This window comes from Streptomyces blattellae (assembly GCF_009709555.1).
Lineage (GTDB): Bacteria > Actinomycetota > Actinomycetes > Streptomycetales > Streptomycetaceae > Streptomyces > Streptomyces blattellae.
Genome location: NZ_WJBG01000114.1, coordinates 126004 through 143878, shown reverse-complemented (window position 1 = coordinate 143878; position 17875 = coordinate 126004). Strand labels below are relative to the sequence as shown.

The following is a 17875-nucleotide window of genomic DNA, read 5'->3' as shown; positions in this document are numbered from 1 at the left end:
CGTTCACGACGAGGTGTCTGCCGTGCGTCCTCCCTCCTCGTGTTTCTCCTGGAGCCTGCGCAGCAGCTCCCGCTTCTGGGCCTGAGGGTCGACCGCCCCTCCGGTACGGCCGCCCCGTGCGCCGCCGCGCAGTGCGTCGCGCCCGAGGTTCCTCCGTGTGCCGCCGACTCCGAGCATGCTTCCGGCTCCGCCTCGCGTCATGGCGGACTCCTCTCCTGATGGACGTATTGCACGAGACGTATCGTCTCGCCATCGATGCTCACCACTGTCCGGCGAGACGCACCGTCTTGTCAACCTGGTAAATTCGCCCCATGGCCAAGAACCCCGCCCCCGCCCCCGACTCCACCCGCCGCAGCGAGAAGTCCCGTCGCGCCATCTACGACGCCGCGCTCGGACTCGTCGCGGAGGTCGGTTACCCCAGGACCACCATCGAGGGCATCGCCGCCCGCGCGGGCGTCGGCAAGCAGACGATCTACCGGTGGTGGCCGTCGAAGGCGGACGTCCTGCTGGAGGCCTTCCTCGATCTGAGCGAACAGGCGGCGCGGGAGGCGGGCTCGGCGGGGACGTACGCCATTCCGGACACGGGCGACCTCGCCGCCGACCTCAAGGCCGTGCTGCGGCTCACCGTCGACGAGTTGCAGGACCCCCGGTTCGAGGCCCCGTCCCGCGCCCTGGCCGCCGAAGGCGTGGTCAACGAGAAGCTGGGCCGGATCTTCGTGGCCAAGCTCCTCGCCCCGTCGCTCGACCTGTACGCGGACCGCGTGCGGGCCGCGCAGGAAGCCGGGCAGGTCCGCCCGGACGTCGACCCGCGCATCGCCCTCGAACTCTGGGTCTCGCCGCTCGCCCAGCGCTGGCTCCAGTACACGGGCCCGATCTCGTACGAGTACACGGACACCCTCGTCGACTACGCCCTGCACGGCATCGCGCCCCGGTAAATCCCCTCAAAACAGCTGATGGGCTGATTCGGGAGCCGCACACGGCTCGTCCCACCTACCCCGGATGTCAGCTCCGGCCCCCCAGGGCGCAGGATGGTGGGACCATAAGGCATGCTGTCCGCTACCACAGCGAGGCGAGGCGATAGATGAGCGCGGAGTTCGGCGGTCTTTCCGGCCGGCAGGGCAGACTCTCCCAGTGGCTGCGCGGACGCCGCCCGAAGGAGACGGCCGGCGACGACGGCCGTGAGGCCCTGCTGCTCGCCGCCGCCGGGGCGGGCCTGCCGCTCGCGCCCGCCGCCCACCCCGCCGCCGGCTACCGCTGTTCCTGCGACCGCATCGGCTGTCCCACCCCGGCCCGGCACCCGGTCTCCTTCGCCTGGCAGACGCAGTCGACCACCGACCGCGCGCAGATCGAACGCTGGGCCCGGCACCAGCCGCAGGCCAACTTCATCACCGCGACCGGCATGGTGCACGACGTCCTCGACGTCCCCCGGGAGGCGGGTCTGGAAGCCCTGGAGCGGCTCCTGGCCGCCGGTATCGAGGTCGGCCCGGTCGCCGAGAGCGACGACGGCCGCCTGCTGTTCTTCACCCTCACCCGCGGCACCCCCGTCGACGAGGACGAGTGGTGGCCGTGCGAGCTGGACTGCCACCCCGAGACGATGGACGAGCACCCCGGCCTGCGCTGGCACTGCCGGGGCTCGTACGTCCTGGTGCCGCCCGCCCAACTCCCCGGCGACGACGGCCAGACCGTGCACTGGCTGCGCGGCCCCGAGCACCCGCTCCCCGATCCGCTGAGCCTGCTGGAAGTCCTCACCGACGCCTGCGCCCGCTACGCCGGCGAGGAACCCGACCAGGTGACCGGGGCCTGGCCCCTGCGTCACTGACCCGCGCGACCTTCGGACCCGCGCGACCTTCGGACCCGCGCGCCACTCGGACCGCGACACTCGGACCGCGACACTCGGACCCGCGCGACACTCGGACCCGCGCGCCACTCGGACCGCGACACTCGGACCGCGACACTCGGACCCGCGCGCCATTCGGACCCGCGCGACACTCGGACCGCGACACTCGGACGACCTGCGCGCCTACTCGCCCTTCGCCGACGTAAGACCCTGGATCCGGCCGAGTATCGACACCTGGCCTGGCCCCTTCGGGTCCAGCGCCACCTCGTTGGAGACGAACTCCATCGTCAGTGACTGCTTGATCTCACCGGTCGTCAGCGCCAGCACGTCATCGCCGGGCGTCGGCACCGACGTACCCGCCGCTGCCGTCTCCTTCTCGTAGTGGCGGGTGGTGAAGAAAACCAGCGCCCCGCCGTCCTTCGTGCGCACCGCCAGCGGCGCGTAGTCGCCCTCCGTCAGCGGCTCGTCGATGTACTGGGTGGCCAGACCCGGCTTCTGGGCCTCCTCCTGCCGCTCCGTACGCCACCCGCTGGTGTGCGAACCCGCCGCGAAGACCGAATCCCCGCCGTCCTTGAGGTAGGTGGTGTACTGCTCGGCCAACTCCCCGGGCGCGGCGGCCAGTTCGGTGGAGTCCACCGGCACGGCCTCGGCGTGCCCGTCCTCGTTCTTCTTGAACTCCGGTACGTCGCCGGGGGCGACCAGCGTCAGATACGCCACCTCCCACGGCTCATCGAGCCCGCCGCGGGTGAACACGAGCAGCCAGCGCGAGCTGCCGCCCTTGTTGCCCGCCGCGTCGGCGATGAACCAGCGTGGCCAGCCCGCCTTCTCGACGATCGTGTACGTCACGTCCGTCAGCTCCAGCGGCGAGTAGTTGGGGTTGCCCTCGGGGCTGCCCGCCTGCCCGGCCTTCAGCCGCGCCGCGTCGATGTCACTGAGGGCGCCGGTCACATGGCCGGCGTCCAGGGAGCTGTCGTACGCCTTGTCGGCCGCGTTGTACGCGGTCGTGAACTGCTGGAGCGCCTTGGCGGCTTCGGCCTGCGTCGCCGCGGGAAGCACCTCACGCTCCCCGTGCACCACCACGCAACCGCTCGCGGTCAGCGACAAAGCGGTCAGCGAGGCTGCTACCAGTGCGCTCCGGTCAATCCTGCGAAGACTGCGAAGACTGCGAAGACTGCGCTGCTTTCGAAGGCCGCGTTCCCTGCTCATCGGCTGGCTTCACCTTCCCCTTCCCGGAGGCGAACCCTACCGGGGCGAAGAACAGCGCGAGCGTCGGGACCAAGTACAGCAGCCACACCGTGACCTGGAGGACGGTCGGGTCCGGCTGGAAGTTGAAGATGCCCTTGAGGAGAGTGCCGTACCAGCTGTCCGGCGGGATCGTGCCGCTGATGTCGAAGGCCTTGTCGGTCAGGCCCGGCAGCCAGTCGGCCTCCTGGAGGTCGTGGAAGCCGTACGCCAGGACGCCCGCCGCCACCACGACCAGCATGGCGCCGGTCCAGGTGAAGAACCTGGCGAGGTTGATCCGCAGCGCGCCCCGGTAGAACAGCCAGCCGAGCACGATCGCGGTGGCGATACCCAGGGCCACGCCGACCAGCGGGCGCGGCGTTCCGTCACCGGCCGCGCGCACCGACGCCCACACGAACAGGGCCGTCTCCAGACCCTCCCGGCCCACCGCGAGGAAGGCCGTCGCGACCAGCGCGCCCGTGCCCATCTGGAGGGCCGCGTCGAGCTTGCCGTGCAGTTCGGCCTTCAGGTGCCGGGCGGTGCGCCGCATCCAGAACACCATCCACGTCACCAGGCACACCGCGAGGATCGACAGGGAGCCGCCGAGCGCCTCCTGCGCCTCGAACGTCAGCTCCTGGGAGCCGAATTCGAGCGCGGAGCCGAAGCCCAGCGCGATCGCCACCGCGACACCGATGCCGAGCCAGATCGGCTTCAGCGCGTCCCTGCGGTCGGTCTTCACCAGGTAGGCGATGAGGATGCAGACGACGAGGCTGGCCTCCAGGCCCTCGCGCAGTCCGATCAGGTAGTTGGAGAACACGGGCTACGCCTCCTCGGAGAACAGCGCCCGGCCCCACCAGTCGTCCTTGTCGCGGACGCCGGGCGGGATCGCGAAGACCGCCGAACCCACGTGCTGGATGTACTCGTTGAGCGTGTCGGTCGCCAGGCTGCGCTGGATGGGGATGAAGCCCTCGCGGACGTCCCGCTGGTAGGCGAGGAAGAACAGGCCCGCGTCCAGGCGGCCGAGCCCGTCCGTGCCGTCGGTGAAGGAGTAGCCGCGGCGCAGGATCGTCGCCCCGTGGTTGGAGTCGGGGTGCGCGAGCCGGACGTGCGCGGTGGGCAGCATCGCCTTCAGGAACGGTTCGTCCCGTTCCTTGGCCTTGCCGACCGGGGCCCCCTCGCCCTTGTCGCGGCCGATGATGTCCTCCTGCTCCTGCAGCGAGGTCCGGTCCCAGGTCTCGATGTGCATGCGGATGCGCCGGGCGACGAGATACGAACCGCCGGCCATCCACTCGGGACCGTCCTTCCGGTCCACCCACACGAACTTCTTCAGCCGGTCCGTCTCCGTCCCCGCGATGTTGCGGGTGCCGTCCTTGAAGCCCATGAGGTTGCGCGGCGTCTGCTCCTCCGGAGTCGTGGACGAGGTCTTGCCGAAGCCGAGCTGCGACCAGCGGATGACGACCTTGCCGAAGCCGATGCGGGCCAGGTTGCGGATGGCGTGCACGGCCACCTGCGGATCGTCCGCGCAGGCCTGGATGCACAGGTCGCCGCCGCTGCGGTTGCCGTCGAGGTTGTCGCCGGAGAACCTCGGCAGGTCGACGAGGGCCTCGGGGCGGGCGTCCGCCAGCCCGAACTTCTCGAACAGCGACGGCCCGAAGCCGATCGTCAGCGTCAGCCGTGACGGCTTGAGGCCCAGCGCCTCACCGGTGTCGTCCGGTGGCGCCTCGGCGAGACCGCCGTAAGCGCCCTCGCCGACGGTCTGTCCGGCGGTCATCCGCCGCGCGGCCAGCGTCCAGTCCTTCAGCATCTGTACGAACTCGGCGCGGTCGTCGGTCTTCACGTCGAACGCGGCGAAGTGCAGCCGGTCCTGCACCGGCGTGGCGATGCCCGCCTGGTGCGTGCCGTGAAAGGCGACCGCCGCGCCCGACGCGGCACCGGCCGGGTCGACATCGCTGCCGGTGCCGGCCAGCGCCGCCGCACTGCCGGCCGCGGCGGCACCGAGCGCGAGCCCGGCACCGCCCCAGCCGATCAGCGCACGCCGGGACGGGGAGCCCGATGATCCCGAAGTTTCGGTCATGAGGGCGCCCCCCTACTTCACGACGACTGCGGCGGCCAGCTTGGAGAGGGGCTCGGCGAGCGCGTTCACGGCGTCCGACAGCTCCTTGCGGTCGGCCTCGCCGACCTTGTCGTACGAGGTGAAGTCGTACGACGTCTGGTCCGGCCGGTACTGGTCGAGCAGCGTGTTGAGCGCGGCGAACTGCTTGTCCAGCTCCGTCACCAGCGCCGGGTCGTTCTCCTCGGCGACGGACTTCAGCAGCTCGTACGACTTCTCCGCACCCTCGACATTGGCCTTGAAGTCGACCAGGTCGGTGTGGGAGTAGCGCTCCTCCTCGCCGGTGACCTTGCCGGTGGCGACCTCGTCGAGGAGTTCCTTGGCGCCGTTGGCCATGGAGGTCGGGGTGATCTCGGCCTTGCCGACCCGGTTCTGCCAGTCCTTCAGGTCGGTGATGAGCTGGTCGGCGAGTTCGGAGTCGCGGGCGGTGAGCTTGTCGTCCTTCCAGAGCGAGCGCTCCAGACGGTGCCAGCCGGTCCAGTCCGTCTCCAGGTCCTGGCCCTCCTCCAGACCGTCCTCGCGCAGGTCGACCTTGGGGTCGATGTCGCCGAAGGACTCGGCGACCGGCTCGGTGCGCTCCCAGCCGATACGGGAGGGCGCGTACGCCGCCTTCGCGGCCTCCATGTCGCCGTCCTTCACGGCCTTGGCGAAGGTCTCGGCGAGCGGCACCGTCTCGTCGGCCTGCGCCTGCACGTACTTGCGGTACTCGGCGACGGCCTTGTCGAGGCGCGGGTCGCGCTTGGCGGCGGTGCCACCGGTGACCTTGATGTCCTGGCGGATGCCGTCGCCCTTCATGCCGGGCTTGCAGGCGATCTGGTAGTCGCCCGCCTTCACTTCGGCGGTGACCCGCTGCTTGGTGCCGGGGCCTATGTTCTCGCGCTCGGTCACCACCCGGTCGTCCGGGAAGAGGATGTAGACCTCGTTGACCTTGGAGCCCTTGTTCTCGATGGCGAGCTCGACGTGCCCGGCCGGGACCTCGTTCTTCGACACCTCGCACTTGTCGTCCGTCGCGGTCACGTTGATCACGTTGTCGCCGCTGCCCGAACCGCCCTTCTCGGTGCAGCCGGTGACGGCGGTCAGGGCCGCGACGGCGGTGGCGGCGGTGACGACGGAGAGTCTGGCGGCGCGCATACAGGCTCCATGAGGGTGGCGAGAAATCGCTTACAGGGTTCACACAGAATGGCTAGGCTCACCTAACTTATCCGAGCCTTACCTGCGTAATACCCGGCCGTACCGTGATTCAGCTCTCATGGACGGTGTATGAGCACGAGGCGATCACGGTGGCTCAAATCGGACCCCACGGGACGGTCAAGGAAGGGTCAAGAGTCGCGCTTCGGGGTCACCAGGACCGCGCCCGTGCGGGGATGCGGCAGCACCTCGACCTCCTGGTCGTACACCTCCGAGAGCAGCCGGTCCGAGAACACCTCGTCGGGCGGGCCGTCCGCCGCCACCTTCCCGGCGCGCAGAATCGCGACCCGGTGCGCGTAGGCCGCCGCGAGCCCCAGATCGTGCAGCACGACCACCACCGCGTCCCCGGCCCGCGCCCGCTCCCGGCACAGGCGCAGCACCAGTTCCTGGTGCTTGAGGTCAAGGGCGGCGGTCGGCTCGTCGAGCAGCAGCAGCGACGCGCGCTGGGCGAGCACCCGCGCGAGTGCGACCCGCGCCCGCTCGCCACCGCTGAGCGCGGAGAACGGCCGGCCGGCGAACGCGGTCACCTCGGCCCGGGCCATCGCCTCGGCCACGGCCGCGTCATCCTCCTCGGCTCCGATGGCGGCCCAGGGCGCACGCCCCATCCGGACCACCTCCTCCACCGTGAACGGGAACGACAACTCCGCCGACTGCGGCAACACGGCCCGACGCAGCGCCAGTTCGGGCGCGGACCACTCCGACGCCGGACGGCCGTGAATCCGTACGCCCCCCTCCGCGACCGGAAGATCACCGGCCAGGGCGCCCAACAGGGTGGACTTACCGGCACCGTTGGGACCGACGAGCGCAAGCACTTCCCCCGCGCGGGCGGCGACGGACACTCCGTGGAGCACGACACGCGAACCGAGACGCACGTGGAGCGCTTCGGCCGCGGCGAGAACGTCTCCGGGCTCGGCGGGGGAGGGAGGGGTGGGACGGGGGCGGAGGAGTCTCATGGGCGGGGTCCTTGGGGGTTGGAGAACAAGGCTGAGATTGCGGACGGGGGCGGGTCGCCCACCCAGGGGCGCGGGGCTGTGTTGAATCTGCGGCTGCCGCCGCGATGGGGGTCCCCCCGCTCAAGCGAAGCCGAGAGCGGGGGAGCGACCAGCCCCCCCCCCCCCCCACACCGCCGCAGCCGGCATACGACCCCTCGTCAGGCCCAACCCCCTTGCTTCCGCCGGGTCCTCCGCAGCAGCCAGAAGAAGAACGGACTCCCAAGAAGCGCCGTCAGGACCCCCAGCGGCAACTCCGCCGGCGCCGCCATGGTCCGCGCGGCGAGATCCGCCCCCAGCAGCACCACCGCACCCCCCAACGCACTGCCCGGCACCAGGAAGCGGTGGCCGGGTCCCGCCGCCATCCGCAGCAGATGCGGTACGACCAGACCGACGAAGCCGATGACTCCGGCGACGCTCACCGCCGCCGCCGTCAGCAGCGCGACGACGAGGATCAGTACGATCCGCAGCCGCTCCACGTCGACGCCCAGATGCCGCGCGGGCCGGTCGCCGAGCGCGAGCAGGTCCAGGCGGCGCGAGTACAGCGGCGCCAGCAGCAGACCGATCGCCGCACACGGCAGCACCGCGAGCACCCTCTCCCAGGTCGCCTGGGAGAGGGAACCCAGCTGCCAGAAGGTGATCTGATTCACCGCCGCGGTGTCGGCGAGGAAGATGAACAGTCCGACCAGCGCCCCGCAGAACGCGTTCACCGCGATACCCGTGAGGATCAGCGTCACGACCTCCGTACGGCCGCCCGACCGCGACATCCCGTACACCAGCAGTACGGTGCCGAGACCGGCGGCGAAGGCCATGGCCGGGAGGGTCCAGTTGCCGAAGAAGGACAGGCCGAGCGAGATCGAGGCCACCGCGCCGACCGCCGCGCCCACGGAGACGCCGATCGTGCCCGGTTCGGCCAGCGGGTTGCCGAACACGCCCTGCATCAGCGCGCCCGCACAGCCCAGCGAGGCGCCGACGAGCAGCGCGAGCACGATCCGCGGGAAGCGGACGTTCCACAGCACCGATTCGGCGACCCGGTCCAACTCGTGGCCCCCGAGCCCGACTTTGTGCTGCACGGAGGCGAGGACGTCCGCCACCGGGATCGGGTACGCGCCGATGCCCGCCGCGACCGGGACGAGGACGAGGAGGCCGACGGCCATGCCGACGGTCAGCAGCCAGCCGGTGGTGCGCCGTCTGCGGGGCGGCACTTCGGCCGCCGCCTCCTGCTCCGTCTTCTCCAGTACGGTCATGCCGCATTCTCCTTCTCGTACAGCTGCTCCACGACCGACTTCAGGGCGCCGTGCGGGACCTCGCCGCCGATGAGGTAAGGCCCACTCTCATTTCCACTGGTCAAAGCTTAGGTTAGCCTTACTTCCACTCGCTACCGGCTGTCGTAACCGGAGGACCCCTTATGCCCGCGCGCCTTCGTGCCCTGATCACCGTGGTCTGCGCAGCCGTCCTGGGTGCCCTGCTGCCGGCGGCCGGCGCGCACGCCGCGAGCCGTGATGTGCGGGGCGGGCGGCTCGACTGGGGCATCAAATCGTCCTTCCAGAGCTATGTCACGGGGCCCATCGCCAAGGGGAGTTACTCGCTCACCGGCGGCGCGGCCACCGTCGGGGACAGCCAGTTCCGGTTCCACTCGGCCACGGGCACGTACGACGGCGGCACCGGCGCCTTCACCGCGGCCTTCTCCGGCGGGGTCCACTTCGTCGGGCACCGGACGGACGCGGGGGTGAACCAGCTCGACCTCACCATCAGCCGGCCCACCGTCCGCGTCTCCGGCTCCACCGGGACGCTGTACGTGGACGTCGTCAGCAAGGCGGAGGGCACCGGGACGGTCACGACGTCCCGTCAGGTGCCCTTCGCCTCCCTCTCCCTCGGCGGGATCGACATGCGGGGCGGCGGCGACACGGTCGTCCTCAACAACCTTCCCGCGACGCTCACTTCGGAGGGCGCGAAGGCCTTCGCCGGGTACTACACGGCAGGGACCGCGCTCGATCCGGTGAGTCTGTCGGCGGATGTGGAGGCGGGGGACGCGGGGGACGCGGGTACGCCTTCGCGTACGCCGAGTGCGTCGCGTACGCCGGGTTCTCCGGGTGCGACCAAGTCCGCGGAGCCGGCGGACGGCGCCCTTGTGGACGGCGCCGTCGACTGGGGGGTGCGCCGGACCTTCCGGGAGTACGTCACCGGGGACATCGCCAAGGGCAGGTGGACGCTGTCGGGCGGGGCCGAGGACGGGGGCGCTCTCTTCCGCTTCCCCGGTGGCGAAGGGACGTTCAGGGACGGCGAGTTGGACGCCGGCTTCGAAGGTGCCCTGCATTTCACGGGGGAGCGCGGACTCGATCTGAAGCTGAGCGGAGTCCGGGCGACTGTCGCCGACGGCAAGGGCACGCTCTACGCCGACGTGGCGAGTGACGACTACTCCGCGAAGAAGGCTCCGCTGGTCACGTTCACCGCGAGGGACTTGACGGCGAAGGACGGGCTCGTCGCCGTGACCGAGGCGCCGGCGAAGCTCACCGCCCAGGGCGCGAAAGCCTTCGACTCGATGTACCGGGCGGGCACGGAGATGGACCCCGTCTCGCTCGCGGTCGCCCTCACCGCGGACGCCGAACTGCCTGCTCTGCCCGATCTGGGCAGTACGCCGACGGTGAGCGCGACGCCGGAGACCGGGTCGGCGTCGCCGCGTTCGACCGAGGCCGAGCCCGTGGCGAGTGAGTCGGACGGCGACGACGGCTCGGTGGCACTGCCGATCGGACTGACCGTCGGTTCGCTGCTCCTCGTCGCGGCTACGCTCGTCGTCGCCCGCAAGCGCCGTGCGGCAACGGCCACCGCGTCCGAATCCCCCTCCGCCTCCACCTCGGACGGCGATTGAAACCCCTTACCCCACCTCATCCAAGGAGAACCACGGACATGACCTCGACCCCCGCCAGACCCCGCCGCCGTACCACCGCTCTCGCCGCCGCCGTGGCCACGGCCGCCGCGCTGGGTGCCACCGCGCTCGCCACGCTGGGCGCCCCCGCCGCCTCGGCCGCCGAAGTCCCGATCAGCGGATACGAGTTGACCTGGGGCATCAAGGAGTCGTACCGCACGTACGTGACCGGCGCGGCGGCCGGCGGCTTCACCGCGTCGGACGGGGCGTCGCAGGCCGAGAGCAATGGGGCGTTCACCTTCACCGGGGGTACGGGGACGTACGACTCGACCACGAACGCGGTGGAGCTGGCGTTCCAGGGCAGCCTGAGGATCAAGTCCGATCTGCACCGCTTCGACCTGACGCTGTCCGACGTGAAGTTCGACAGTGCCGCCGCCGAGATCACCGCTGACGTGACGAAGGACGGTGCGACGACCGACGACGTGCCGCTTGCCACCGTCACCGTCACGCGCGAGATGACCGACATGTCGACCAAGCTGACGAAGGAGGCGGCGGACACCTTCGGCAGCGCGAGCTACGAGGGGGCGGACGGGGATCCGCTGACGGTGGTGCAGAAGACGACTCCGTCGCCGACGCCGTCCGCCACCGCGTCCTCCTCGCCGACACCGACGCCTTCGGCCAGCGCGAGCCCGACTCAGAGCCCGAGTCCGTCGGCGAGCGCGACCTCCTCTCCCTCGCCGAGCGCCTCGGCGTCCGAACCGGCCGGGCCTCCGGCGGACGGGGAGATAGCGGACGGCACGCTGGTGTGGGGCGTGAAGGAGTCCTTCCGTACGTACGTGGTGGGCAACGTGGCGAACGGGGAGATCACGGCGTCGGACGGGGCGACCCAGGCCGCGGACAATGGGGTGTTCACCTTCACCGACGCGACGGGGACGTACGACACGGACGCGGACACGCTGAGCGCCGCCTTCGAGGGCTCGGTGAACTTCAAGGGCCATGAGGCGAACGGCACTTACGGTCTCGACCTCACCCTGGCCGACGTCAAGGTGAGCCTGGAGGACGGCAAGGGCGAGCTCACGGCGGACGTCACCAGCCTGGGCGAGGAGTCGGAGGACGTGGTGCTGGCCGATCTGACGGCCGACGAAGCGGACCTGGTGGCGGAGAACGACGTCATCAGCCTGTCGGATGTCACCGCGAAGCTCACCGCCGAGGGCGCGGAGGCCTTCGACGACTTCTACGAGGACGGCGAGGAACTCGACCCGGTGGACCTCTCGGTGGCCCTCACGGACGACGCGGAACTCCCCACCGACGACCCCACGCCCTCCACGACCCCCTCCACCGACCCGGCCGGCTCCACGACCGGCGGCACGGGCTCCACGACCGGCGGCACCGGCTCCACGACCGGCGGCATCTCCGGCGGCCTCGCCGCCACCGGCTCGGACGTCCCGGTGGCCGCCCTGGGCACGGCAGCCGCGGTGGCCGTGGCAGCGGGCGCGAGCGTGGTGTTCACGATGCGCCGGCGTCGCGCAGCCGAGTAGTCCGTCAGCCGAGTAGTCCGTCAGCCGACGGCCCGTCCGGGCGCCTCCCGCCGTAACGTCCATCATCTGCGGACAGGCCGTGATGCTTGAATGCCCCCGTGACTGATTACGACGTGCTGCGTGTCTTCTGCGGTGCCGGGGGCGGGTACGGGAACGAACTCGGTGTCGTGCGCGACGGCTCGCTGATGGTGGAGCGGGAGGAGCGGCAGGCGTTCGCGGCGAAGCTGGGGTTCAGTGAGACCGTGTTCGTGGATGATCCCGAGCGGGGGGTCATCGACATCTACACGCCCAGCGTTCGGTTGCCCTTCGCCGGGTATCCGTGCGTCGGTACGGCCTGGCTGCTCGATGTTCCCGAGCTGGTCACGCCCGCCGGTGTCGTGGGTGCCCGGCTGGACGGGGAGTTCAGCTGGATCGAGGCGCGGGTGGAGTGGGCGCCGCCGCGCACGCTCCGTCGGTACGGGAGCGCGGCGGAGGTCGATGCGTTGCCCGTGCCGCCGCCGGGGGAGTGGGTGTACGCCTGGGCCTGGGAGGACGAGGCGGCGGGGCGGATCCGTGCCCGTGGCTTTCCCGGTCGCGGTGACGGCATCAAGGAGGACGAGGCGACCGGGGCAGCGGCCATGCTTCTTACGGATCGGCTGGGCAGGGCCCTCAATATCGTGCAGGGCGCGGGGTCCCAGATACTCACCGCTCCGCAGCCGGGAGGCTGGGTGGAGGTCGGAGGACGCGTGTTCCTTGAGCGGTGAGTTGTGAGCGCTGAGTTGTGAGCGGTGAGTTGTGAGCGGTGAGTGCTATGCGCTCAGCGGGAACTCCTCGCCCAGGGCGTGGAACACCGCCGTGTTCAGTGCGAACGCCTTCTTGCACTCCGCGATGATCCGCTGCTTCTCCAGGTCGTCCGCGTGGACCGCGTCCAGCAGTTCCCGGTAACCCCGCTTGAAGGCCGCCGGGTTGGCGATCTCCTCGAACACGTAGAAGCGGACCCCGTCGCCCTTCTTCGCGAAGCCCCAGGTCCGTTCCGCCTTGTCGCGGATGATCTGGCCGCCGGAGAGGTCGCCGAGGTAGCGGGTGTAGTGGTGGGCGATGCAGCCCGCCGGCCAGGTGTCGGCGCACTCGGCGATGCGGGCCGCGTAGGCCTGGGTGGCCGGGAGGGCGGTCAGGGTCGCGCGCCAGTCGGGGCCGCGCAGGTGCTCCAGGTCCCGCTGCAGCGCGGGCAGGCGGAAGAGTCCGGGCTGGATGAAGGGGCCGGCCACCGGGTCCGAGGCCAGCCGCTCGGCACGGGTCTCCAGTGCCTCGTACACGAACCACAGCTGCTCGGTGTAGCGCGCGTACGCGTCGACGCCGAGCTTGCCGCCGAGCAGGTCGCTCATGAACGTCGAAGTCTCCGCCTCCACGTGCTGCTCGTGGGACGCGGTGCGGATGAGGGTCGAGAAGGAGTCCATGGGCCCAGATTTTCTATGGTTAGGCTTACCTAAGTCAACAGCTTTCCGACTGCTCGTCGGGAAAGTTTCCGACGCCCTGTCGGTAAAAGAGTACAAGAAAAGACCCGCCCCGAGCAGGGGGCGGGTCTCACCTTGCGGGTTACGGCAGCGTCAGGATCTCCGCCCCCGTCTCCGTCACCACCAGCGTGTGCTCGAACTGGGCCGTCCGCCTGCGGTCCTTCGTGACGACCGTCCAGCCGTCGTCCCACATGTCGTACTCGTGCGTGCCGAGCGTCAGCATCGGCTCGATCGTGAAGGTCATGCCGGGCTGCATGAGCGTGGTGGCGTGCGGGCTGTCGTAGTGCGGGATGATCAGGCCCGAGTGGAAGGACGAGTTAATGCCGTGGCCCGTGAAGTCCCGGACGACTCCGTAGCCGAAGCGTTTCGCGTACGACTCGATCACGCGGCCGATGACGTTGATCTGCCGGCCCGGCTTGACCGCCTTGATCGCGCGGTTCAGGGACTCGCGCGTGCGCTCCACCAGCAGACGGCTCTCCTCGTCGACCTCGCCGACCAGGTACGTCGCGTTGTTGTCGCCGTGCACCCCGCCGACGTACGCCGTCACGTCGAGGTTGATGATGTCGCCGTCGCGCAGGACGGTGGAGTCGGGGATGCCGTGGCAGATGACCTCGTTGAGGGACGTGCACAGGGACTTGGGGAAGCCGCGGTAGCCGAGCGTCGACGGGTAGGCGCCGTGGTCGCACATGTATTCGTGCGCCGCCTTGTCCAGCTCGTCCGTGGTGACCCCGGGGGCGATCAGCTTCGCGGCCTGAGCCATCGCCCGCGCGGCGATCCGCCCGGCGACGCGCATCGCCTCGATCGTCTCGGGCGTCTGCACCTCCGGGCCGGTGTACGGCGTCGGCGCGGGCTTGCCGACATACTCGGGGCGGCGGATGTTTCCGGGCACGGAACGGGTGGGGGACAGTTCCCCTGGTACGAGCAGCGACTGGCCAGACATGCCAGCGAGTCTAGACGGCGGGCATGGGGGAACATGTCCGTGGTGAAAGGAGCCGGTCATGGCCCTGTTCAAGAAGCGGACCGTCGGGAAGCCGGGCGAGTGGTACTACTGCCTGGAGCACAAGAAGGTCGAGGAGGGGCCGGAATGCCCCGCCAAGGACCGCTTCGGACCCTATGCCGACCGCGCGGAGGCCGAGCACGCGATGGCGACCGCCCGGGAGCGGAACCTGGAGTGGGAGACCGACCCCAAGTGGCATGACACCCCGGCGGGCCAGACCGACGACGACTGACCAGTGCCGCGGCGGGCGACCCCGCCGAGCGTCCAGCGGAAGGAGTTCAGCGAGGCCGCCGCGGGCAGCTGCTCGTGGGCCACGATCCGGGGCCAGAGGGAGTCGAGCGCGGGCCGCTGGACGGAGAACAGGGCGGAGGACAGGGCGGCGACGACGTACAGCGGCCAGACGGCGGGGCCCGGGAGGAGCGCGTTGACCAGCAGGGCCGCGCTGAGCAGACCCTGCCCGGCCTCCGTCCAGATGATCAGCTTCCGCTTGTCCCAGGCGTCCGCCAGCGCCCCGCCGTACAGCCCGAAGACCAGCAGCGGTACGAGCTCCACGGCCCCGATGGCCCCCACCGCCGCGGCCGACCCGGTCAGCTCCTTCAACTGCACCGGCAGCGCGACGAACGTCAGGAAGCTCCCGAAGTTCGAGATCAGCCCCGAGAACCACAGCCGCCGGAAGTCACGGGAGGCCCGCCACGGAGCGAGGTCGGGCAACAGTGCGCGAAGGCCGGAAGGAGGGTCGGGGGCGTCGTCGGTCACGGGGGCTCATGGTCGGGGACGCCGGGAGGCCGGGCAACCGGATTACCAGAGGACAGGGGACAGGGGATGGGGGCGGTGCGGTCATCACCAGGGCGTGGGGGGCGGCGCGGTCAGCTCGTCCGCCAGCCTCGACAGCCGGTCCCGCAAGCGCCGCCCGCCCCTCGGCACCGGCAGCGAACTCTCCCCGGCCGCCGCGCTCACCAGGTGCTGCACGGTGTCCAGGTCCAGCTCGGCCGCCTCGGGCACGGCCAGCCTCTCGTGCGCCATCGCCGCCAACTCGCCCTCCTCGGGGCCGAGCGCCAGCACCGTCGCCCCGGCCCGCCGGGCGTCGTGGACCCGTTCAAGCGTCGGGGGAGGGCAGGAATCGGCCGGTGAGACCACCAGCAACGTCTCTCCGCGCCGGGCCGCCGCGAGCCGGCCGAGCCCCACCGCCAGGTGCGCCGGATCCGAGGGGCGCGCGTCATGCCGTACGAGAGTCGGCGACAGCTCCGGCGTGCCCGACCACGCGGCCTCGTCGACGAGATGGGCGGCGAGATGCCAGGGCTCGTACCCGGGTGTGCCGACCAGCAGCAGTCCGCCGCCGTGCGACACGACGGAACCCCGCAGCACCCCCGCGAACCGCCGCGTGGCGCCCAACCACTCTGTCCCGGCGAGCACTTCGCGCAGCAGCGCGACCCGTACGGCATCCATGCGACGGCATCCTGCCGCAACCCGCCACTCGTGATGTGGAGTTCGCCGCGAATTCGCCCATGATGGGCAGGGGGGCCGGACCGCCATGACGGGCAGGGGCCGGACCACCGCCGAACACGTCACGAGGAGTTCCGCCGATGCCAGAGACCAGCGTCCCGTTCCGCGCGGGCGACGACGGCTACGCCAGCTACCGGATCCCCGCGGTCGTCGCCACCGCCTCCGGCACGCTGCTCGCCCTCTGCGAGGGCCGCGTCGACTCCGCGCACGACTACGGGCACATCGACCTCGTGCTGAAGCGGTCGACGGACGGCGGCCGCACCTGGGGGGCGCTGCAGGTCGTCGGCCGCAACGGCAGCGACCTCGCGGGCAACCCCGCCCCCGTCGTCCTCGACACCGGCCGGGTGCTGCTCGTCCAGTGCCGTTCCGCCGCCGACGCGGCCGAGAGCGCGATCCTGCGCGGCGAGGTCAAGGACGAGGACGGGCGCCGGGTGTGGGTGCAGCACAGCGACGACGAGGGGGAGACGTGGTCGGCGCCCCGGGAGATCACGCACCAGGTCAAGGAGCCCGGCTGGCGCTGGTACGCCACCGGGCCCGGCCACGCCCTCCAGCTGAGCACCGGCCGGGTCGTCGTCCCCGCCAACCACACCGTGCCGCCCACCGGTTCGGACGCCGGCGACGAGGCCCGGTACAACGGCGGCCACTGCCTGCTCAGCGACGACCGAGGCGAGACCTGGTACCTGGGCTACGTCGACGACAGCCCGACCGACTACCTCAACGCCAACGAGACCACCGCCGCCGAACTCCCCGACGGGCGCGTCTACTTCAACACCCGCACCGACTCCCGCTCACCCGGCAACCGCGCCGACGCCCACTCCGAGGACGGCGGCCGGACCCTGGCGAAGCCGTTCCGCCCACAGGCCGGCCTGACCGCCCCCGTCTGCCAGGCGAGCGTCCTCCAGCTCCGCGACCCCGACCTGCTCCTGTACTCCGGCCCCGCGCACGGCCGCGCCCTGATGACCCTGCGCACCTCCACCGACGGCGGCACCACCTGGCGCCCGGCGTACACCGTCGACGGTCTCCCGGCCGGGTACTCCGACCTGGTCCGCGTCGACACGTCCACCGTCGGCCTCCTCTACGAGACCGGCGACTTCGGCCCGTACGAGACGATCAGCTTCCGCCGCGTCCCCGTGACACGGCTCACCTGACCCACGTGACGCGGCTCACCTGACCAGTGGGGCCCGCGAGGGAGGACGCGCTGCACTGCCCCGGGAGATGATCCCCGGACCCCCGGCAGAGGAGCGGGTGGGCCGGGGACGACCGGCGCGGTCGGCCTGAGGCGAGCGTCAGTAAAGTCGGGCCCATGACCTCTACCGACAGTGCCGCACAGAAGCCCGCGAAGGCCCCCGCCAAGGACCCCTGGGACCTGCCCGACGTCTCCGGGCTCGTCGTCGGTGTGCTCGGCGGGACCGGGCCGCAGGGCAAGGGCCTCGCCTACCGGCTCGCCCGCGCCGGCCAGAAGGTGATCATCGGCTCGCGGGCTGCCGAGCGCGCGCAGGCCGCCGCCGGGGAGCTGGGGTACGGCGTCGAGGGCGCCGACAACGCCGAGTGCGCGCGCCGCAGCGACCTCGTGATCGTCGCCGTGCCCTGGGAGGGACACGGCGAGACGCTCGAATCCCTGCGTGCCGAGCTGGCCGGCAAGCTCGTCGTCGACTGCGTCAACCCGCTCGGCTTCGACAAGAAGGGCGCCTACGCGCTGAAGCCGGAGGAGGGCAGCGCCGCCGAGCAGGCAGCCGCGCTGCTGCCGGACTCCCGGGTGACGGCCGCCTTCCACCATCTGTCGGCCGTACTGCTGGAGGATCCGGAGATCGAGGAGATCGACACCGATGTGATGGTGCTGGGGGAGGAGCGGGCCGACGTCGAGACCGTGCAGGCCCTCGCCGGCCGCATCCCCGGCATGCGCGGCATCTTCGCCGGGCGGCTGCGCAACGCCCACCAGGTCGAGTCGCTGGTGGCGAACCTGATCTCCGTGAACCGCCGCTACAAGGCGCACGCGGGGCTCCGCGTCACGGACGTATGAGTGCATGGGGGACACTAGGGCCTGTTCTGAGTTTCCCCGCCTGCGCCCCGACGCCCGGCACGCACCCTCGCCGCACGCCGCCCCTGGACAGGTGGCTCCGCCACATGACCAGG

18 protein-coding genes and 1 pseudogene are annotated in these 17875 nt (G+C 71.0%); 8 read left to right on the top strand and 11 right to left on the bottom strand.

Translation table 11 applies throughout. The features are described 5' to 3' along the window. Positions 1-3: 3 nt before the first annotated feature. Positions 4-201, bottom strand: coding sequence for a DUF6243 family protein (locus tag GFH49_RS08010; protein WP_155055089.1), 198 nt, complete (start codon positions 199-201; stop codon positions 4-6). A gap of 110 nt (positions 202-311) precedes the next feature. Between GFH49_RS08010 and GFH49_RS08005 the strand changes: the two genes are divergently transcribed. Together GFH49_RS08005 and GFH49_RS08000 are read left to right on the top strand one after the other, a co-directional pair. Beyond that, complete coding sequence (locus GFH49_RS08005) at positions 312-935, top strand: TetR/AcrR family transcriptional regulator (RefSeq protein ID WP_155055088.1); 624 nt, start codon at positions 312-314, stop codon at positions 933-935. Positions 936-1081: 146 nt separating this feature from the next. After that, a complete protein-coding gene (locus GFH49_RS08000) occupies positions 1082-1819 on the top strand; it encodes a bifunctional DNA primase/polymerase (RefSeq protein WP_155055087.1) in 738 nt (245 codons plus the stop codon). A gap of 201 nt (positions 1820-2020) precedes the next feature. Here the strand turns inward: GFH49_RS08000 and GFH49_RS07995 are convergent, their stop codons facing one another. The 6 genes from GFH49_RS07995 to GFH49_RS07970 form a co-directional block, all read right to left on the bottom strand. Next, positions 2021-3043, bottom strand: coding sequence for an SCO2278 family lipoprotein (locus tag GFH49_RS07995; protein WP_155055086.1), 1023 nt, complete (start codon positions 3041-3043; stop codon positions 2021-2023). Beyond that, positions 2976-3875 carry an iron uptake transporter permease EfeU gene (gene efeU / locus GFH49_RS07990; protein ID WP_155055085.1) on the bottom strand — a complete coding sequence of 300 codons (900 nt, stop codon included), beginning with the start codon at positions 3873-3875 and terminating at the stop codon, positions 2976-2978. Before efeU ends, GFH49_RS07995 begins: the two co-directional genes overlap by 68 nt. Positions 3876-3878: 3 nt before the next feature. After that, a complete protein-coding gene (efeB, locus tag GFH49_RS07985) occupies positions 3879-5132 on the bottom strand; it encodes an iron uptake transporter deferrochelatase/peroxidase subunit (RefSeq protein WP_155055084.1) in 1254 nt (417 codons plus the stop codon). Between the two features lie 12 nt (positions 5133-5144). After that, on the bottom strand, positions 5145-6299 hold the full coding sequence (gene efeO, locus GFH49_RS07980) for an iron uptake system protein EfeO (RefSeq protein ID WP_155055083.1): 1155 nt from the start codon (positions 6297-6299) through the stop codon (positions 5145-5147). A 188-nt stretch (positions 6300-6487) separates the two neighbouring features. Next, positions 6488-7309 carry a heme ABC transporter ATP-binding protein gene (locus GFH49_RS07975; RefSeq protein ID WP_155055082.1) on the bottom strand — a complete coding sequence of 274 codons (822 nt, stop codon included), beginning with the start codon at positions 7307-7309 and terminating at the stop codon, positions 6488-6490. Positions 7310-7506: 197 nt separating this feature from the next. Further along, on the bottom strand, positions 7507-8592 hold the full coding sequence (locus tag GFH49_RS07970) for a FecCD family ABC transporter permease (RefSeq protein ID WP_155055081.1): 1086 nt from the start codon (positions 8590-8592) through the stop codon (positions 7507-7509). 161 nt (positions 8593-8753) lie between these two features. On the opposite strand from GFH49_RS07970, the gene GFH49_RS07965 reads away from it, so the two are divergent. The 3 genes from GFH49_RS07965 to GFH49_RS07955 all read left to right on the top strand — a co-directional run bounded on the left by GFH49_RS07965 (position 8754) and on the right by GFH49_RS07955 (position 12492). Continuing rightward, complete coding sequence (locus tag GFH49_RS07965) at positions 8754-10214, top strand: HtaA domain-containing protein (protein WP_155055080.1); 1461 nt, start codon at positions 8754-8756, stop codon at positions 10212-10214. 38 nt (positions 10215-10252) lie between these two features. Beyond that, complete coding sequence (locus tag GFH49_RS07960) at positions 10253-11749, top strand: HtaA domain-containing protein (protein WP_155055079.1); 1497 nt, start codon at positions 10253-10255, stop codon at positions 11747-11749. A gap of 98 nt (positions 11750-11847) precedes the next feature. Then, positions 11848-12492, top strand: coding sequence for a PhzF family phenazine biosynthesis protein (locus GFH49_RS07955; RefSeq protein ID WP_155055078.1), 645 nt, complete (start codon positions 11848-11850; stop codon positions 12490-12492). 45 nt (positions 12493-12537) lie between these two features. Here the strand turns inward: GFH49_RS07955 and GFH49_RS07950 are convergent, their stop codons facing one another. Together GFH49_RS07950 and map are read right to left on the bottom strand one after the other, a co-directional pair. After that, on the bottom strand, positions 12538-13185 hold the full coding sequence (locus GFH49_RS07950) for a biliverdin-producing heme oxygenase (protein WP_155055077.1): 648 nt from the start codon (positions 13183-13185) through the stop codon (positions 12538-12540). A gap of 139 nt (positions 13186-13324) precedes the next feature. Beyond that, entirely contained in the window at positions 13325-14182 is an 858-nt protein-coding gene (gene map, locus GFH49_RS07945) for a type I methionyl aminopeptidase (protein WP_155055076.1), read from the bottom strand. Positions 14183-14240: 58 nt separating this feature from the next. Here map and GFH49_RS39950 point away from each other — a divergent pair, with 58 nt between their 5' ends. Next, positions 14241-14471 carry a hypothetical protein gene (locus GFH49_RS39950; RefSeq protein WP_155055075.1) on the top strand — a complete coding sequence of 77 codons (231 nt, stop codon included), beginning with the start codon at positions 14241-14243 and terminating at the stop codon, positions 14469-14471. Positions 14472-14485: 14 nt separating this feature from the next. On the opposite strand, the pseudogene GFH49_RS07935 reads toward GFH49_RS39950, so the two are convergent. Together GFH49_RS07935 and GFH49_RS07930 are read right to left on the bottom strand one after the other, a co-directional pair. After that, a pseudogene (locus GFH49_RS07935) lies at positions 14486-14995 on the bottom strand (MFS transporter); the annotation flags it as partial. 84 nt (positions 14996-15079) lie between these two features. Then, positions 15080-15685 carry a hypothetical protein gene (locus GFH49_RS07930; RefSeq protein WP_155055074.1) on the bottom strand — a complete coding sequence of 202 codons (606 nt, stop codon included), beginning with the start codon at positions 15683-15685 and terminating at the stop codon, positions 15080-15082. A gap of 137 nt (positions 15686-15822) precedes the next feature. Between GFH49_RS07930 and GFH49_RS07925 the strand changes: the two genes are divergently transcribed. Then, positions 15823-16890 carry a sialidase family protein gene (locus tag GFH49_RS07925; RefSeq protein WP_155055073.1) on the top strand — a complete coding sequence of 356 codons (1068 nt, stop codon included), beginning with the start codon at positions 15823-15825 and terminating at the stop codon, positions 16888-16890. 155 nt (positions 16891-17045) lie between these two features. Then, entirely contained in the window at positions 17046-17762 is a 717-nt protein-coding gene (gene npdG / locus GFH49_RS07920; RefSeq protein WP_155055072.1) for an NADPH-dependent F420 reductase, read from the top strand. The last annotated feature ends 113 nt before the right edge of the window (positions 17763-17875 follow it).

What these genes read in the sequence shown, in the direction of transcription:
- GFH49_RS08010 (WP_155055089.1), bottom strand. Translation starts at nt 201, where the DNA reads ATGACGCGAGGCGGAGCCGGAAGCATGCTCGGAGTCGGCGGCACACGG.
- GFH49_RS08005 (WP_155055088.1), top strand. Translation starts at nt 312, where the DNA reads ATGGCCAAGAACCCCGCCCCCGCCCCCGACTCCACCCGCCGCAGCGAG.
- GFH49_RS08000 (WP_155055087.1), top strand. Translation starts at nt 1,082, where the DNA reads ATGAGCGCGGAGTTCGGCGGTCTTTCCGGCCGGCAGGGCAGACTCTCC.
- GFH49_RS07995 (WP_155055086.1), bottom strand. Translation starts at nt 3,043, where the DNA reads ATGAGCAGGGAACGCGGCCTTCGAAAGCAGCGCAGTCTTCGCAGTCTT.
- efeB (WP_155055084.1), bottom strand. Translation starts at nt 5,132, where the DNA reads ATGACCGAAACTTCGGGATCATCGGGCTCCCCGTCCCGGCGTGCGCTG.
- efeO (WP_155055083.1), bottom strand. Translation starts at nt 6,299, where the DNA reads ATGCGCGCCGCCAGACTCTCCGTCGTCACCGCCGCCACCGCCGTCGCG.
- GFH49_RS07975 (WP_155055082.1), bottom strand. Translation starts at nt 7,309, where the DNA reads ATGAGACTCCTCCGCCCCCGTCCCACCCCTCCCTCCCCCGCCGAGCCC.
- GFH49_RS07970 (WP_155055081.1), bottom strand. Translation starts at nt 8,592, where the DNA reads ATGACCGTACTGGAGAAGACGGAGCAGGAGGCGGCGGCCGAAGTGCCG.
- GFH49_RS07965 (WP_155055080.1), top strand. Translation starts at nt 8,754, where the DNA reads ATGCCCGCGCGCCTTCGTGCCCTGATCACCGTGGTCTGCGCAGCCGTC.
- GFH49_RS07960 (WP_155055079.1), top strand. Translation starts at nt 10,253, where the DNA reads ATGACCTCGACCCCCGCCAGACCCCGCCGCCGTACCACCGCTCTCGCC.
- GFH49_RS07950 (WP_155055077.1), bottom strand. Translation starts at nt 13,185, where the DNA reads ATGGACTCCTTCTCGACCCTCATCCGCACCGCGTCCCACGAGCAGCAC.
- map (WP_155055076.1), bottom strand. Translation starts at nt 14,182, where the DNA reads ATGTCTGGCCAGTCGCTGCTCGTACCAGGGGAACTGTCCCCCACCCGT.
- GFH49_RS39950 (WP_155055075.1), top strand. Translation starts at nt 14,241, where the DNA reads ATGGCCCTGTTCAAGAAGCGGACCGTCGGGAAGCCGGGCGAGTGGTAC.
- GFH49_RS07930 (WP_155055074.1), bottom strand. Translation starts at nt 15,685, where the DNA reads ATGGATGCCGTACGGGTCGCGCTGCTGCGCGAAGTGCTCGCCGGGACA.
- GFH49_RS07925 (WP_155055073.1), top strand. Translation starts at nt 15,823, where the DNA reads ATGCCAGAGACCAGCGTCCCGTTCCGCGCGGGCGACGACGGCTACGCC.
- npdG (WP_155055072.1), top strand. Translation starts at nt 17,046, where the DNA reads ATGACCTCTACCGACAGTGCCGCACAGAAGCCCGCGAAGGCCCCCGCC.